General features: G+C 70.4%; 17 protein-coding genes and 1 pseudogene. 8 read left to right on the top strand and 10 right to left on the bottom strand.

Annotation, left to right across the window (positions count from 1 at the left end; all coding sequences use genetic code 11):
* Window positions 1-1,195 (bottom strand): annotated as a pseudogene (locus ACFC79_RS34825) (hypothetical protein); the annotation flags it as partial.
* A gap of 135 nt (window positions 1,196-1,330) precedes the next feature.
* On the opposite strand from ACFC79_RS34825, the gene ACFC79_RS34820 reads away from it, so the two are divergent.
* Window positions 1,331-1,960 (top strand): hypothetical protein, encoded by a 630-nt coding sequence (locus ACFC79_RS34820; protein ID WP_376248826.1) that lies wholly within the window; start codon window positions 1,331-1,333, stop codon window positions 1,958-1,960.
* A 378-nt stretch (window positions 1,961-2,338) separates the two neighbouring features.
* Here ACFC79_RS34820 and ACFC79_RS34815 read toward each other — a convergent pair whose 3' ends face one another.
* The 5 genes from ACFC79_RS34815 to ACFC79_RS34795 form a co-directional block, all read right to left on the bottom strand.
* Window positions 2,339-3,349, bottom strand: coding sequence for a protein-L-isoaspartate O-methyltransferase (locus ACFC79_RS34815; protein WP_376248824.1), 1,011 nt, complete (start codon window positions 3,347-3,349; stop codon window positions 2,339-2,341).
* Between the two features lie 85 nt (window positions 3,350-3,434).
* Window positions 3,435-3,848 carry a lasso peptide biosynthesis B2 protein gene (locus ACFC79_RS34810; RefSeq protein ID WP_376248831.1) on the bottom strand — a complete coding sequence of 138 codons (414 nt, stop codon included), beginning with the start codon at window positions 3,846-3,848 and terminating at the stop codon, window positions 3,435-3,437.
* Window positions 3,849-3,853: 5 nt separating this feature from the next.
* Window positions 3,854-4,147, bottom strand: a complete 294-nt coding sequence (locus tag ACFC79_RS34805) for a PqqD family peptide modification chaperone (RefSeq protein WP_376248822.1) — start codon at window positions 4,145-4,147, stop codon at window positions 3,854-3,856.
* On the bottom strand, window positions 4,131-5,963 hold the full coding sequence (locus ACFC79_RS34800) for an albusnodin/ikarugamycin family macrolactam cyclase (RefSeq protein WP_376248820.1): 1,833 nt from the start codon (window positions 5,961-5,963) through the stop codon (window positions 4,131-4,133). Before ACFC79_RS34800 ends, ACFC79_RS34805 begins: the two co-directional genes overlap by 17 nt.
* 159 nt (window positions 5,964-6,122) lie before the next feature.
* Window positions 6,123-6,251, bottom strand: a complete 129-nt coding sequence (locus ACFC79_RS34795; RefSeq protein ID WP_172450634.1) for a lasso RiPP family leader peptide-containing protein — start codon at window positions 6,249-6,251, stop codon at window positions 6,123-6,125.
* A 199-nt stretch (window positions 6,252-6,450) separates the two neighbouring features.
* Between ACFC79_RS34795 and ACFC79_RS34790 the strand changes: the two genes are divergently transcribed.
* From ACFC79_RS34790 to ACFC79_RS34780, 3 genes are all read left to right on the top strand, one after another.
* Entirely contained in the window at window positions 6,451-7,827 is a 1,377-nt protein-coding gene (locus tag ACFC79_RS34790; RefSeq protein ID WP_376248818.1) for a hypothetical protein, read from the top strand.
* Window positions 7,828-7,929: 102 nt separating this feature from the next.
* Window positions 7,930-8,118 (top strand): hypothetical protein, encoded by a 189-nt coding sequence (locus tag ACFC79_RS34785; protein ID WP_376248817.1) that lies wholly within the window; start codon window positions 7,930-7,932, stop codon window positions 8,116-8,118.
* Window positions 8,115-8,357, top strand: coding sequence for a hypothetical protein (locus ACFC79_RS34780; RefSeq protein ID WP_376248815.1), 243 nt, complete (start codon window positions 8,115-8,117; stop codon window positions 8,355-8,357). The genes ACFC79_RS34785 and ACFC79_RS34780 overlap by 4 nt, the downstream gene beginning before the upstream one ends.
* Window positions 8,358-8,535: 178 nt before the next feature.
* Here ACFC79_RS34780 and ACFC79_RS34775 read toward each other — a convergent pair whose 3' ends face one another.
* Entirely contained in the window at window positions 8,536-8,952 is a 417-nt protein-coding gene (locus tag ACFC79_RS34775) for a hypothetical protein (protein WP_376248814.1), read from the bottom strand.
* A 25-nt stretch (window positions 8,953-8,977) separates the two neighbouring features.
* Here ACFC79_RS34775 and ACFC79_RS34770 point away from each other — a divergent pair, with 25 nt between their 5' ends.
* The gene (locus tag ACFC79_RS34770; RefSeq protein ID WP_376248812.1) at window positions 8,978-9,247 is read left to right on the top strand and encodes a recombinase family protein; all 270 of its coding nucleotides are present in this window, start codon (window positions 8,978-8,980) and stop codon (window positions 9,245-9,247) included.
* A 911-nt stretch (window positions 9,248-10,158) separates the two neighbouring features.
* Here the strand turns inward: ACFC79_RS34770 and ACFC79_RS34765 are convergent.
* From ACFC79_RS34765 to ACFC79_RS34755, 3 genes are all read right to left on the bottom strand, one after another.
* Window positions 10,159-10,749 carry an IS630 family transposase gene (locus ACFC79_RS34765; RefSeq protein WP_376248810.1) on the bottom strand — a complete coding sequence of 197 codons (591 nt, stop codon included), beginning with the start codon at window positions 10,747-10,749 and terminating at the stop codon, window positions 10,159-10,161.
* Window positions 10,746-11,261, bottom strand: a complete 516-nt coding sequence (locus ACFC79_RS34760; protein ID WP_376248808.1) for a winged helix-turn-helix domain-containing protein — start codon at window positions 11,259-11,261, stop codon at window positions 10,746-10,748. The genes ACFC79_RS34765 and ACFC79_RS34760 overlap by 4 nt, the downstream gene beginning before the upstream one ends.
* Before the next feature lie 203 nt (window positions 11,262-11,464).
* Window positions 11,465-12,901, bottom strand: coding sequence for an IS1380 family transposase (locus ACFC79_RS34755; protein ID WP_376248830.1), 1,437 nt, complete (start codon window positions 12,899-12,901; stop codon window positions 11,465-11,467).
* Window positions 12,902-13,086: 185 nt separating this feature from the next.
* On the opposite strand from ACFC79_RS34755, the gene ACFC79_RS34750 reads away from it, so the two are divergent.
* From ACFC79_RS34750 to ACFC79_RS34740, 3 genes are all read left to right on the top strand, one after another.
* Entirely contained in the window at window positions 13,087-13,293 is a 207-nt protein-coding gene (locus tag ACFC79_RS34750) for a hypothetical protein (protein ID WP_376248807.1), read from the top strand.
* Window positions 13,294-13,690: 397 nt separating this feature from the next.
* Window positions 13,691-13,837 carry a hypothetical protein gene (locus ACFC79_RS34745; protein WP_376248805.1) on the top strand — a complete coding sequence of 49 codons (147 nt, stop codon included), beginning with the start codon at window positions 13,691-13,693 and terminating at the stop codon, window positions 13,835-13,837.
* 455 nt (window positions 13,838-14,292) lie between these two features.
* Window positions 14,293-14,859, top strand: a complete 567-nt coding sequence (locus ACFC79_RS34740) for a helix-turn-helix domain-containing protein (protein WP_376248804.1) — start codon at window positions 14,293-14,295, stop codon at window positions 14,857-14,859.
* Window positions 14,860-15,009: the final 150 nt, after the last annotated feature.

The following is a 15,009-nucleotide window of genomic DNA, read 5'->3' as shown; positions in this document are numbered from 1 at the left end:
CGTCGGTGGTCACCACCCATCCCTGCGTGCCGGGCCGGGAGCCGGCCACCCGGTCCCACACCCGCAGCGACCCGCCGTACTCCCGGAACAGGGTGACCGGGCGCCCGGCCACCACCACAAACTGGGAGACGCGAACGGGCGCACCGGATCGATGCCCGCAAGCGGCCGCCAGGTCACCGAGGAGAGCCACCGCGGTGTCGCCGTCGTGGAGATGGTCGATGTCGAGAGCGTCGAAGGCGCAGGCGACCAGCCGACCGTCGACCACCACCGCGACGGCCTGCGGGTCGTACGCCTGCTCGTCCGCGTCCACCGGCGCCGAGTCGAGCTCGTTCCCGGCAAGGTCCCAAGTCCGCACCGCGCCGCCGAGTTCGACGCGCACCGCGGCCGGGTAGCCGTGCGAACCGGCCAGCACCTGCGCCGACACGGACGAGCCCAGCTCCTCGCCGGTGGCGACGTTCCACAGCCGCAGGGTCCGGTCGTCCTCCAGCGTCAGCACCACGCTCCGGCCGGCCAACTCCGCCACGGCCACGACGCGGACGCACTCACCAGTCAGGGACCCGGTCGCCAGGTCGAGAAGGAGGAGCCGCTGCTCGCCAGCGAGATCCGAGAGCAGCAGCCCGACCTCGCGACCGTCCAAGGTGGCCGTGGCGATCCGGTCGACCTCCACGGTCAGCGCCGACCGGGCATCCGTGCGACAGTACAGGGATGGGAAGGCCTCCTGGCCAGCGGCGAGATCCCAGATCCGAACGGTGCCGTCCCGGCTGCCAGTCACGGCCACCGCGCGACCGGCGACCACGGCAGTGGCGACAGCGGTCACCTGACCCTGGTGACCGATCAGCGTCCACACCAGGCGGGAATCCGCCTGCGAACCCCTGACCCAGACCGGCTCCCAACCGAGCGGCTCTGCACCGGGAACCGCCACCGCCGCAAACTGCGCCGCGAGATCCACCTCGTCCAGCCTGGCCGCGTCCAGCGCGAGGACGAAGCGACGTTCGGCGGCAGTCAGATGCCGGTGCACGTCGAGCGAGGCCCGGTACACCGTCGCCCCCCGCTGCTCCTCCGGCTCCGACGCACTTCCCAGCAGCGCGAGCACCGAGTCCGGGTCCGCGCAGACGAGCCAGCCCGGGTCGGTCAAGCCGCCGGGTACCGCGTCGGGGCCAGCCGATGGAGCTTCATCCCACAGAGCGTCAGTCATGGCCGACACGCTAACCGCCCCCACTGACACGGTCTTACGACTCGGTCCGCTGATCACCCACCAGCCGACCCGCCAGGCCAGCACGGCCTGACCTCAATCGCGGACCGAGTCGTTAGACGGCTACGAGGGGGCTCGATGAGCAAGGCGGCAGAAACCGTGCTGGCAGCGTGGACGCTGGAGACGCGGGTCTCACCCCCGTCGGAGCCGGCGGAGCACCTTCGCGTCCACGTGGTCCCCCGCGACCTGTCGGCTGGGGAAGGGGAGAACGGTCCCGCCCTGCATCTGATGGCGCTGCCGAACGCCGAGCCGAGGATCACGCAGAGCGCGTCCGTCGTGGTGGTGGACGCCACCGGCGCCTCGTCGCCCAATGGAGCCTTCAATGTCCTCAATGACGCGGCGCGGGCGTATCCCGGGGTCCTGGTGGTCGGTGCCGTCACCGGCAGGGGCAGCGCGCTGGTGTGGGTGCGGGTACAGCCGCCGTCGGTGTGGCAGCCCGTGGGGTACACCGTGCACGTGCACGCCGAGGGCGGCCAGCCGGAGTTCTACGCGTCGGCGCTCTACGGCTGGATGCGCTGGTGGCTGGAGAACCTTGATCGGAGCGCTCTGCCCGCCAGGTTTCCGGTCGGCGTGCTGCTGCCGCGCCCTCCGCAGATGGTGGAGATGGTGATGCCCGAGACCACCGTGCAACTCGCGATCCGGCACGCCGAACGGGTTCCCGACCGGCCCTTCGAGACCCATGACCCCGAGGACCCGCTCTACCGGTGACGAACCGGGGGCGGCGAGTTTCAGCCAGGTGGACGAAGTCCCTGCCTCGGTGATGCCGCCGACCGTACCGTTCCACTCCATGAAGCCGTTCGAGTTCGAGGCCGGCGCACAGCCGTGGCAAGCCGGGACGCTCCTGCACTGATACGTCGAGGTGGACTGGACCGACCCGAGGCACCAGCCGCTCAGCGACCTGGTCACGAAGTCCAACCAGGCGCTCTTGGAGGCCGGGTTCCCCATCACGCCGGTGGAGTTGAAGGGGTCCGAGTAGGAACGGACGAGGAAACCGGTGTTGCTGTCAGAAGTTTTGACAGGGTGGAGACGACATTGCCCGGAACGCTTCGGCGTTCCGGGCAATATGCGTGAGCGGCAGCGACGAGGTTACCGGGAAAGCCGCAGGTCCCAGCCGTCTCCGGTGCGGACCAGGGTCGGGGTGTAGGTGGCGGGGGCGGGGCGGCCGGCCTCTTCCCACTGCTGGAGCCAGTCGCGCAGGACGGTCAGGGACGGGGAGTCGGGGGCGTCGGCGAGGATCGTGCCGTCCTGCTGGATGACGGCGGCCGTTGTGGTGGTGGTGTGGCCGATCGCCCACAGGTCGGGGCTGAGCCCGGCCATGGTGAGCCGGTGGTCGCCGAGGGTGGCGGCGTAGGTCCGCCAGGACGGCAGGTTGATCTCCGCGCCCTGGTACGGCTCGGTGTGGGCGTCCTTCAGCAGCCTCTCCAGTGTGGTGCGGGCGCCGGTGTGGAGGTGGTCGTCCTCGCCGCGCCAGGCGATGGAGATCCAGGAGGGGGCGGGGATGCGGTTTTCCCAGTCCACCCACCGGCCGGGCAGGTCGAGGTCGGTCTTGGGTGAGCTGGTGGCTTCGATGTACCCGCCGGTGAATACCTCTTCGACGACCGGTTCGCCGCCGGTGACGCGGATCTTGGTGACGACGGTCATGTTGGGCACGGCCGCGATGGGCAGCGGGGCGACGATGAGGCCGCCGTCGATGACCTGGTCCACCCACGCGCCTGGCAGCAGTGGCGGGGTGCACCAGGCCACCATCCGGTCGTAGGGGGCCTGTTCGGGGAAGCCGCCGGTGCCGTCGGCGGCGTGGCAGCGGACGTGGTCCACGCCGCGCTGGTGGTGGATGAGGCCCGCCCAGCGGGTCAGGTAGGTGTCGATGTCGAGGCTGGTCACGTGACCGGTGGGGCCGACGAGCTCGGCGAGCAGGGCGCCGGAGTAGCCGGAGCCGGTGCCGAACTCCGCGACGTTCATGCCCGTCCGGGCGTCCAGCGTGGTCAGTTCGCGGTGGATGACGGCCGGGTTGGAGCGGTGCGGGGTGGCTCCGCGGCCTTCGTGGTGGGTGTAGTGGTGCTCGGGGACGGTCTCGGCGGCCAGGGCGACGGCGGACATTGGCTCACTCCTTCGAGGGGGGTGCGGGTACACGCATTCGGTCAACTGCTCCGGGCGGTGAAGGACACGGCGCCCGGCGGGGCGGTCAGATCGTCAGTGCGGTGCGGTGGTGCCAGCCCGCTTCGGTGTATTCGCCGACCGGGCCCTGGCCGGGCAGTTCGGCCCAGGCGTGATACTCGACCGGTGGTGGGGCGAACCGCGCCCCCAGACACCAGTCCAGGCGGCGCCCCAGCAGAGCGGCGGCCAGCACGGCGCCGAGCGAGGTTTCCATGCAGGCGGCGCGGCCGGGCCACAGGTGGCCGGTGTGCCGGACCGCTTCGACGAGCGATACGGCTCGCTCCGGCGTGAGTGGCCGGCGGCCCGCTCGCCGTGCCCAGCGGACCATGCGGGCGGTGTGGGGGAACGGCAGCCGCAGCAGCACCAGGGCGAGCGCGAGACCGGCGACAGCCGCGCACCGTTCGGGCAAGGTCCCGGTGCGGACGGTGGAGTACGCCTCCATGCTCGTCACCGCCACCACCTCCACCAGCGGCGCCGGGGCGCCGGTTCGGCGGTGGCGAGTCCCTGCGCGGTGAGCGCGTCGGCGACCGTACGGATGTCGGCGCTGGCCTGCCCGACGGGGATGCCGTAGCGCTGCGCGTACTGTCCGGCTGCCTGTTCTTCGGTGGTGCCGGCGAGCAGGAGCATGAGCGCGGCGGACGCGGTCGGGGTCAGGTGTGTCCAGCGGCCGGTGCGTTCGTCGAGGATCGCGCCGCCGTCGTCGGTGAGGACTGGGTGGGCGCTCTCAGCCAGCTGCCACACGGGAGTTCACCTCCCACCAGGCCGGGGCGGTCTCCTGCTGCCGCAGCCAGACCTCGGCGGCGACCGCCAGGTGCAGGGCGCCCTGCGCGGTGGGCTGTCCAGCCGCGGCCCGCTGAAGCATCCGCGCCACCGGCGCCTCGGTGACCAGGCCGGCCGCGGCCAGCCGTGAGGACGGACCGAGGAGATCGAGCAGGACGGGGGCGTTCTCCCGCAGGCCCGCGTAGGCGAGGGCGTTGAAGCCGCCCTTCGTGGCGCGGGTGAGGACGAAGTCGGGCAGCACCCCGGTTCCGGTGAACGCTGTGGTCAGCAGCGGTTTGTAGCGGCTGGGGGTGCCGCGCTGGTCGGCGGGGACGGCCAGGCAGGCCCGGATGACCTCGTTGTCGAGATACGGGGCGACCAGGTCGATGCCGTACGGCTCGGCGGCGAGCTGCCGCCAGCCGGTGGTGTCGGCGCCGAGACGGGCCAGGTCCTGCCGGTCCGACCACGCGGCGAGACGTACCGGAGCGTCGTGCAGCTGCTCGGCGGCGCCGTCGAGGGCGGCGGCGAGCTGATGGCGGACGTCGGGGCTCATCCAGTCGGCGGTGGCCAGCAGCGGTGTCCACGACACGGGACGGAACGCCTGCGGCACCCATTCCCGTACGGGTCCGCGGAGTTCGGCGGCCGTCTGCCGCCAGGCACCGGCCAAGCCGGTCCGGGAGGCCGGGCGGGCTCGGCCGAGGACCGACCAGGCGGAGGTGTGGCGCAGTCGGGCATGGCCCAGCGCGTGTGACCAGGCCCGGCGGTGCTGCCGCTCGCGCAGCAGGTCGGCGAGGTAGGAGGAGGGGGCGGACAGTACCGCGTCTCCGGCCGAACCGGTCAAGTGCAGGCCCGGCGAGGGGTGGTGGGCGGCCACGGTGTCCAGCACGGCCCGTTTGATCGACGCCGTCACCGCGTAGGCGTTGGGGGCGTCGGTCACCGGCAGGCGGCCAAGGTTGTCCAGGCCGTCGTAGTAGACGGTGTGCGCGGTGCCGGGCACCGCGTGGTGGGTCAGGTTCGGCACCGCGGCGGCGGTTCGGGTCGCGTACGGGAGGTCGTCGTCGCACAGGCGGTCGTCGGCGAACGTCACGGCGGTGACCGGGCCGCGCTGTGCGGCGAGGCAGGCCAGCGTGGTGGAATCCAGACCGGCCAGGTCGGCGCTGACCGGGCGGCCGTCCAGCCGGGTGGCGACGGCTTCGCCGAGCGCGGCCCCTACCGTCGCCGCGGCGACGAGCAGATCTGTGCGTCCGTAGTCGGCCGGCTCGAACCGCACCGCGCGGGCCGCCGAGGGATCGGCCAGCAACAGGTGCCCGCCTGGTACCCGGTTGACGCACCGCAGCAGGCTGCGCTGCCCCAGGACGTCCGGCTGGGCGAGCGCGAGGTGCGCGGCGAGCGCGGTGGGGTCGACCGGAGCCCCGTCGAGGGCGGCCAGCGCCGCCGCGGACGTCGCCCACCACACCGTGCCGCCGTGGTTTCGCCAGTACACCGGGTACTGCCCGGCCAGGTCTCCGATCACCGCCAGCGTCGCCGCGTTCCGGGCGACGGCCAGGTACGAGCCGGGCCAGCGGGTCAGCTCCCGCCACCGACCGGCCCGGATGGCGGGCAGTCGCGCGGCGAGCTGGTCGTCGTCGGCCCCACAGTCCCCGATCACGGTCAGCGACACCGGGCCGTCGCTCGCCGTTCGTACCCGCCCTGCGGGCCAGCCCGCGGTCCACATCGCTTCCAGGCCCGGCACCGCGCTGCCGCCCTGGGGGCGCCTGGCTTCTTCCGTTGTCCCATACCGTCCCGCGCTCCACCGCATCGGCGCCGTCTCCTTCACGCGTCGTCGTGCCTGGTGACGAATCGGAAAGGGGCGCCGGGCCGCCCGTCTGTGCCCCAGCACAGGTGTGGCGGGCCCGGCGCCCCTGGGCCGGGCCGGGCGGAGCGGCGTACACCCCGTCCGGCCCGGCAGACCCGCAGGTCAGGCGTTCTTGTACTGGGTGTCGTCGGCGGTGTCGAAGTTCTGGGTGCCCAGCGTCACCTCGACGACGTCGCCGGCGTCCAGCACGATGGGCGCCTGGTAGGCCGGGGTCTGCGTGGTGTGCTCCATGTCGGAACCTCCTTCGTCTCCCGTTCCTGGCATCCGGGAGCGGACGCGCAGTGAACGGTGGTGCCCATCCCGGCAGTTCAGCAGCCCCGGAAATCCGGTCCGCTGTGGTGCCGGGCATGACCAACAGTCAACCGGCGGTGACCCTTCGTCGGTACGGTTGGGAAGGATGGATGGGTATACGAGGTATACGGGGGCGGTCATGACCCAGCGCTTACCGAACGCCAGGCTGCGGGACGCCGTCGCCGAATCCGGGTGGACGTACGCCGCGCTCGCCCACGCGGTCCGTCAGGTCGCGGCCGAGATGGGCGCCTCGCTGCGGACGAACAAGTCGACGGTGGACCACTGGATCGCCGGGGCGATGCCCTCGGGGCAGACCGGCCGCTACCTGACGATCGCGCTGTCCCGCCGCCTGGGCCGGACCCTGACCCCCGAGGATCTGGGCCTGCCGGTCCCGGCGGGCTGGGAGAATGACAGCATCGGACTGTCCATCGGAGACGACCCGCTGGAGGCCCTGATGCCGATCTGGAGGGGTGACTTGGACCGTCGAGGCTTCCTGTGCGGCGCCGCGTACTCGGTGGCCGCCGCCGTCCTGCCGCTGGAGCACGTCACCGATATCGCCTCCCGTGCGGCCAAGGCCCGCACCGGCGCGATCGTCGGGCACGCGGACGTCGCCGCGGTGCGCGACATGGTCGCGATGTTCGCGGTGATGGACGAACGCCACGGCGGCCAGCACGGCCGATCCGCGCTGGTGCAGTACCTGATGTCGGACGTCGCGGCCCTGTGCCGGGGGCGGTTCAGCTCCGAGGACGACCACCGGCACATGCTGTCCGTCGCCGCCGTCGGTGTTCACCAGGCCGGTTGGCGGGCGTATGACGGCGGGGAACAGGGATTGGCGCAAAGGTACTATTTGCAGTTATTTGCGCTGGCCCGCGAGTCGAGGATCACCGGTCACGACGCGTTCGTCATGAGGACGATGTCCCAGCAGGGCATGAAGCTGCACCGCTCGGAGCACTGCCTGGCCCTGGCCGCGAGCGCCGTCGACAAGGTCCGCGGGCGGGTCGACGCCCAGACCGAGGCGCTGTTCGCCGTCACCCACGCGCACGGCCTCGCCAAGGCGGGCCAGCGCACCGAGGCCGTGCGGGAGGTCGAGCGGGCCCGCACCGCCCTGGGCTCGGCGAAGGGTGACGAGGTGCCGTTCTGGGCGCTGTCGTGGGGGCCGCCGGCCGCCACCGTTCACAGCCGGACGGCGAAGGTCTTCGAGACGCTCGGCGACCGGCGCCGGGCTGCGGCGATGTACGGGGCGGCGGCGACGAGCCGGCCGCCGGGCACCTACGCGCGGATCGTCGCCCTGGACCTGGTCGCGCAGGCCGAGATGCAGGCCGCCGAGGGCAGCATCGAGCAGGCGTGCGCCACCTGGGGCCGGGCCATCGACCACATGGACGGCGTGCAGTCGGGGCGGACCCGCAGGGCGGTGGGGAACATGCGCCGCGACCTGTCCCGGTTCCGCATCCGCGGACTGCGCTGCGCTGTCGAACTCGACGAGCGGGCCCGCGATTTCCTCAGCGACCGCCGCTGACCCCTATGCCCCGGGCCGGGTACAGGATGTGACGGACCCGGCCCGGTCCCAGACCGCTGTGTCCGGCGCCCGGATATCGTCGGCCACGACTCCAACCGCTCCGTGAAAGCCCTGGTAGAACCCGTGATCTACGACCCTCCGCACCGCGCGAAAGGCGCCCCCGTCCTCGGCGTCCCCCACGGCACCCCGGGTCCGTTCGGCGTCCACCGCCCCGACGAGGAGACCGACGAGCCGCCGCAGGACGCCTACGTGGCTGCCGTCCCCGCCCCGCGTGACGGGCGTGAGGGGTGAGCGGGATCTGGCGGCAGGTCCTGGCCGCCTACACGACCGACCGATACGAAGGGCGCGACCGCGAGCAGCTGCTCGCCCTGGGCGCCGCCGAACTCGCCTGTGCCCGCACAGCAGGCGGCCGGACCGTGGCCGCCGAGGACGTTCAGCGCATCGCGCGCGAGGAGTTCGGGCTTGTGCTCGACGAGCGCATGGCGCGTGCCGCTCTCGCCCAGCGCCGCACCCGCCGTACCGCCGGGTGACCTCGGCCGCCCCCGGCCGTTAGAACAGCGAGCGTGGTGCGGCGGCATTCACCCCCGTCCCCGCACCCGCACCGGCTGGCAGCTTCGACGCCTGCCCGGCCAAGCGAGGCTGCTGGACCGGCCGGTCAATGTTGGGCCCCCCTTCCGGTCCGGCAGCCCCACCCCCGTCAGGTCGTCTTCACGGGCCGACCAGCGCGGTGATGAGCTTGCGGGCCGCTGCCTTGGTCAGGCGCCCCAGCGCCGCCTGCGTCTTCTCGTCCTCACCGCGCGGCGCAACGCCGGTGCCCTTGACGGCCTTGTTGAACGCGGTGTCGAACCGCTCGCGGCCGGCCTTCGCGACGAGAGTGTTCAGGTACTTCAACTGCGCGGCCGTCGCGGGTTCCGTCTTCGACTTCGCGGCGCGCTCGCGCCGGTCGGCGTACGCGGCGTCGTTGTCCGCCTTGCGCTTCTTCTCGGCTGCCTCGCTGCGGTCCATCACGTGCACGGTTTCCACCCAGCCCTCGCCGGGCTTGCCGGTGACCGCCTCCCACAGCGCGTTCGCCGTCAGCGCCGACTCGTCCACGCCCTCGGTCAGGCCGGGACCAACCAGGGCCACCCAGCCGCTGCCGGAGCGGACGACGGTGAACGGACCGGGACGGCCGTGGCGGCCGGGCACCCCGCCGCCAGCACCCCTCGACCCGGACCTCCCAGGCGCCGACATCCGCATCGGCTATGCCCGCTGCTCGACCCTCGGTCAGGAACTCGACTCCCAGCTCGACGCGCTCGCGGGGCACGGCATCCCCCGGGACAAGATCTTCAGCGAGAAGATCAGCACCCGCGTCCGCGTCCGCCCCCGGTTCGAGGAGGCCCTGCGCACGGCGCGGGAGGTCAAGGCCCACGCCCCGCCCTGACCGCCCCTGGCGCCAAGGCCGCCCCCGCCGCCGTGTCGGTGGCCGAGCCGACCTCCGACACGGCCTCTGCCACCGAACGCGAGAACAGTGCCGCCGAGAAGGCCCCGGCCGCAGGCCCTGAAGCTAACCGTTTGAGGGAACACCCCCGGTGCCTTTGCCGATGAGTGGTAGGTGAGACTGGACGGGCCCGGCGGCCGTGCTCTGCGTCCGGCCGATGCTGCCGCCGCCGGGCCTCTCGATCCTGCTCCTCAATGGCGTGCACCGCGGGGCGGCAAGAACAAGGGCGTCAGCGGTTCCTCAATCCGGAGCCTGGCCTGCGCGTGCTGCCCTTCTCATCGGGCTCAGCTTCGACCGCCGCCCCGGTCCCGTCAGCGAGCTCACCGCTGTACCAGGCGGCGGTGGACAGCATGCGCTGCCCGCCCCCGTTCTGCGCCCAGCCTTCCTACTTGTCTCCGGCTTCTCCGGCGCCCAAGGCCACGGCTGAATTGGCTCCGGTGTGGAAGACAGACCTGCCCTGCCTGGTACGACTAGCCAGGGACTTGCCCACAAGCCCCTCTAGGGTTGTACGCACGACGCCGCCCGCGAACTCTCGTGCAGGGTGTGCGTGATTGAGATCTGTAGTTACCTCAGCTGCCGAGCGAGGTTCTGTCTGCTCAGTGAGGTACTGGGCTACCAACGCAACCAAAGTGGGCTGGTTCGTCTTACTCTTCGTTGTCGGCTTCTTCGAGGCCTTCTTCCCAGGTTTCTTCTTGTCACTTGCAGGGGCTGCCGTGGTCTCCTGATGTCGCGGTGAGGGGACCGCGACATCATCAGCCTCGGCACGATCGGTCAGCGCCGACTGCAGGTTCAGCAGGACGGCGCGATTGCGCTCCAGGTCCGACAACTGACCTTGCAGCGAAGCGATTTGTTCACTACTGATCTTTTCGTAAGTTCGGTGGGTGTGGTGGGTGGATGGTCAGGCCGGTATGGGCGAGGAAGGACCATGGCAGTTGTGGGTTGTGGTTGATGCGGTGGATGCCTTGTTCGGTGGCGTCGGCGACGTCGGCGAGGTGGTCGCCGGCGAGGTTGGCGAGTTCACGTTTCTTGAGTGAGGACCACAGCAGCTCCACAGGGTTGAGGTCGGGAGCGTAGGCGGGTAATCGCTCCAGGGTGAGCCAGTCCTGTTCGGCGACCCAAGCCCGCATCGCGCGGCTCCAATGGGCGGACAGGCCATCCCAGACCAGGACCACCCGCTCGCCGCGGTAGAACACCTTCATCTGCTCCAGGACGTCGATGAGGGTGGCGGTGTCGTAGCTGCCGGGCTTGAGATGGAAGCACAGGCGGGCCCCTCGATCGGGGTCGGTGGAGTGGTATCCCAGAGCCCCGGCCATCGACGCCCGCTTCCAGTTCAGCCGGTGCCGCAGCAGCGGGGTCCGACCTCGGGGTGCGTAGGTGCGGCGGATCTGAGGCAGCAGGGAGACGCCTGATTCGTCGAGGAACACGATCCAGGCACGTGTGTTCACGGCCCCTTTTTGATCCGTGGCCACTCGTGCGCGATCCAACGGACGATCTCCGACTCATCCCTCTCGACCGCCCGCCGCTCGGGCCGCTGCAGACTCCATCCGAGCCGGCCGGTCAGCAACCGCCACACCGACGCCCTCGACAGCATCACTCCCGTCACCCGCTCCACGACGGCACCGACTCGCTCCAGGGTCCACAGGTCGGCCTCGAAACCATGGGCTTGGGCTCCTCTCTCCAACGCGGCCCGGACGGTCTCGACCTTGGCGTCGTCCAGCTTGGGCGGACGACCGGTGGCCGCACGCCGTCGCAGGGCCGAAGCACCACCTTCCTCCCACGCCCGCCGCCATCGCCGCACGCTCTCCGCACACACCCCTACCGCCTGCGCAATCTCCGCATTCGAGACACCGTCCTCGAACAACTCGACCGCCCGAACACGACGCGCCTCCGCCAACTGAGGCCGCGACAAAGGAGGAAGGGAGGCGCCAGCCGCAAAGGGCGCGGGTCGATAAGTCACCCCGACAGCCTCCCACCCACACCGCCACCACACCCACCGAACTTACGAAAAGATCAGTAACCTCGCCGTTTCAGTTGAGGCTGATGGCTGGCTGCGCGGGGTCGTTTGGAGCGGTGTCGGTCGGTAGGGCATGGTGAGGCCCCGGCGCGGTGGGCCGGGTTCTCCAAGGTCCTTCGGGTCGCGGGTGATCAGAGGGCAGTCGCTCAGGTGGCGGGGCGAGGCATGGCGGCCAGGCGGTGGAATGCGGCCGTGAGTTCATGTCTCCAGGGCCAGGTCGCTGATATCCGCAAGCTCAGGCGGCGGCCGCCGCGGGTGATCCGGGCGGCGACGTGCAGGATTCGGTAGCGCAGTTTCTTGGGTTCGGCGGTGGCCAGATCGCCGTCCAGTAGGAGGACGCGGGTCCAGGCGAGAAGGTCGATCGCCGCGAGAATGAGTTCGAGCCAAGCGGCGTTGATCAGGAAGTGGCGGGAGGGGAGGCGGCCGAAGCCGGTGGTCTTGCCGCACCGGATGTGGTCCTCGACGGTGGCATGCCCGCGGTGGCGGACCTCCAGAAACTGGGCAGAGCCCCCGCTGGCGAACGGTGTGTCGGTGAGGAAGACCTGGTGCCGCAGGCCCTCGTCCTGGTCGAACAAGGACAGTTGGGCTCCGGGGTGCGGGCGCTCGCGGCGCACGATGATGCGGGTGCCGTCCGGATAGCCGGCAAGGTCGACCATGCCGGTCAGCTCGGCAACCGAGGCGCCGGCACGCAGTGTTCCGTCCTGGTCCAGGGCGGGGTGCCAGACCTGTTCAGGCAGGGCCCGGATCGCGCGACGGACCGGTTCGGTGACCGCGTATCCGACCGAGAAAAAGGTGCGGATTCCTCGCATCCGCACGTCTCGAACGTGGGCGAGGAAGGCTTTCGCCGATCCGGCGCTGTCGGTGCGGACGAGGATGTCGGTGCCGTGCCGGTGGGTGTCGGGGATCTGCGCGAGAGCGTCGTCCAGCACCGTGATGTGATCGGCGGCGGTGTTGGCCCCGGCGTTGCCGGGCCGCAGCCGCCCGGACATGCCCTCGCCGGTGTTGGCCAGGAAACACACCAGAGGGTGGAATCCGAAGCCGCCTTTATAGGTGGGTGCGGCTTGGTCCTTCTCGGAGTGGCAGGTCACCAGCGTGGCATCGAGGTCCAGGACCAGGCCGGGCAGTTCCCGTCCGCCGGCTTTCACCCCCGGTATTCCGAAGCGGGTCTCAGCGGCCTGCAGCCAGGCGACCTCTCGTGCCTGGGCGCGGGCCGCTCGCAGCCGGGTGAGTCCGGTCTCGTCGATGTCGGCGAGCAGCCGCCAGGCCGTCGGTGTCGAGGCGACCGGGCCGAACACCTCGCCCTGGTCCCGCAACACGGCCAGATCCGTGATGGCCTTGCCGCCGTCAGCGAGCATCACCGCGAGGTCGGTGGCGATCCGGCCCGGGTTGTGGCCAGTGCCGCGTCGCCGAAGTGGTCCCAACGCGGTGGCGTACGCACTGGTCAGCCCGGTGGCATCGGCAAGATCAGCCAGCAATCGTGCCCCGGCGTGACCCACCACCCCGGCACCGTCAGCAGAGACATGGAGCTTGGGACGCGAACCGATACCCTGCACGCAGAAAGTGCCTTCCGCCTGGACCGACAGAACCCCTCGACAGGGTTCATCGTCCCAGCTCAGAAGGCACTTTCGCGTTACCGCACAGAACCCGGCCCCACACCAAGTGAAACGGCAAGGTTAGCACGCGATACGATTACGTCACGGACTCGGATGGTGCCGAGCCGTGAGAGCACGGGCCGGCTGCGGGCCCGACGGCGAGAGGACCGCACGCCGTGAGGTATGACGAATACGGGATGAAGAGGTTCCTGTACATCCTGCTCCTCGGGGGATTCACCGGACTCGGCGGCGGGGCGCTCGTCGCCTGGGCGGTCGGCGGCACGTTCATGGAAGGCCTTTGGCTCGCCGCCGGGGGCGGCACGCTGGGCGTCGCCGTGGCGGCGGTCATCGGGATGACGCGTACGGGGGCCTTCCGTGACTGAGCTGCGCGGCGACGACATGGCGGCGGGGATGGGCGGGCCGCGACCGATGGCTCTGATCGTCGCTTTTATTCACAAGGAGAAGTCCGGCCGCTGGCGTCTGTGGGTCGACGCGCCGGGTATGGAACCCGCGTGTGGCGAAGGAGGAGGCCGGTCAGCCACCTCGTCCCCCCCAGGCCGAAGGATGAGAGACCTGGACACCGCCCTCGCCGCCGGCTTGGCGCGGAACCGGCAGATGTCCCCGGCCGCAGCCGCACGAGAGCTCGGCACCACCGTGGGACACCTCAGGTTCGCCTTCGAGACTCACCCCGAACTATGCACCTCGCCGCCAGCGGCGTCATCAAGGGCCTGACTGGCGAGGATTGGACACGGTCCCGCGGAAAGCAACCAGAGGACATGGGTGCGGAACTCCGAAGGCTCGCAGGTCACAGCGATGCCGTTCACCATCACCGACCGCGACCTCGGCCCCCACACCACCCTCGCCCTCCGGGTCGACCGCGCCTACGCCCGCCTCACCGACCTCGCCGAACACCCGGCACAGAGGTAGCCGCGCGGTGAACTACGACCGACGCCATACCCCCGCGCCTGTCCCCGAGTTGCGTTTGTCGTCTTGGGAGGACGATGAGGGCGCGCCTGCGGAGGAACTCAAGACACCGCGAGCCGAAGCGAGGAACGTCAGCCACCGCCTCATCCATCTCAGTGGGGGAGCAGTTGTCGTTGCGCTCGGCGAACGCGGCCACGGACACCGCCGCCTCCCCACCGGCAGGTGTCTGCCCGCAGCATTCTCCGCTCAGCCGTGCTTCGGAGGGCCCCGCCAACTCACTGGTATGACTGCTGAAGTAGCTGGCCCTACGACTGGCCCGATCCGAACACGATCGCAACGGCGCTGACAATTCCACAACTCGATGTGACTTCTGTGCAGTATTCACATCTTTCTCGAGAGGGTTCTTCCCGCTCATCTACGATCGCTTCATGCCGCCGTCCTTCCCTACATCCCTTGCTGTGTCCGACGCCATCACCCACTACCGTCAACTGCGCGAACTTACTCGCAACGAGCTGTCGCATGCGCTGGGGATGGCGGGCTATCCGCTCTCTGCCGATGCCATCGGGCTGATGGAGAACCGCGAGCGCACCGTCACCGTCGACGACCTGATGGCGCTCGCGCACGCGCTCGACACGACTCCAGCTGTCATGCTCGCCCACATTCCTATCGACATGCCCGCACCGGAAGGCCCGCTCGCCACCGGGCTGCCCGCGAACGTCGACCAAGCCGAGCTACGCGCCTGGATCGAAGGGAAGACCACGCTGGACCACGACGCCCGAGTGCGGCGGTACGAGGAGAAAGTCAGCCAGCTCCGCGCCCGGTCTGCGCACGTCGAGGATCAGTTGCAGGGTGCATACGCCGCGATCCGTGAGTACGAAGAGCGGGTGGATCAGAGGACGGACGCTCCGCAGGTACAGGTGCTGCACGTGCAGGTTCGCGACGGCCAGTACGCGCTCAATCAGGTCGAGCTTGCGCTGGCCCTGGCAGAGCAGAAGCTCGATGACCTGCAGCAGAGCACGCTCTGACCCCGACAGGCCCGCTATTAGCTGACGCACATTCTGCCGCCTATCGTGCGGCAGATAATGCATCCGGTACAGGTTTGCCATACTGGTTGAGAGATCAGGCATACGAGTGGAAGGCCTGGCATAGCCCGGAACTGGGGAGCCGAGACGCTG

This window comes from Streptomyces sp. NPDC056061 (assembly GCF_042266885.1).
Taxonomy (GTDB): Bacteria; Actinomycetota; Actinomycetes; order Streptomycetales; family Streptomycetaceae; genus Streptomyces.
Note: the sequence above shows the minus strand (reverse complement) of the source record. Positions and strands in the feature narration are given on the sequence as shown.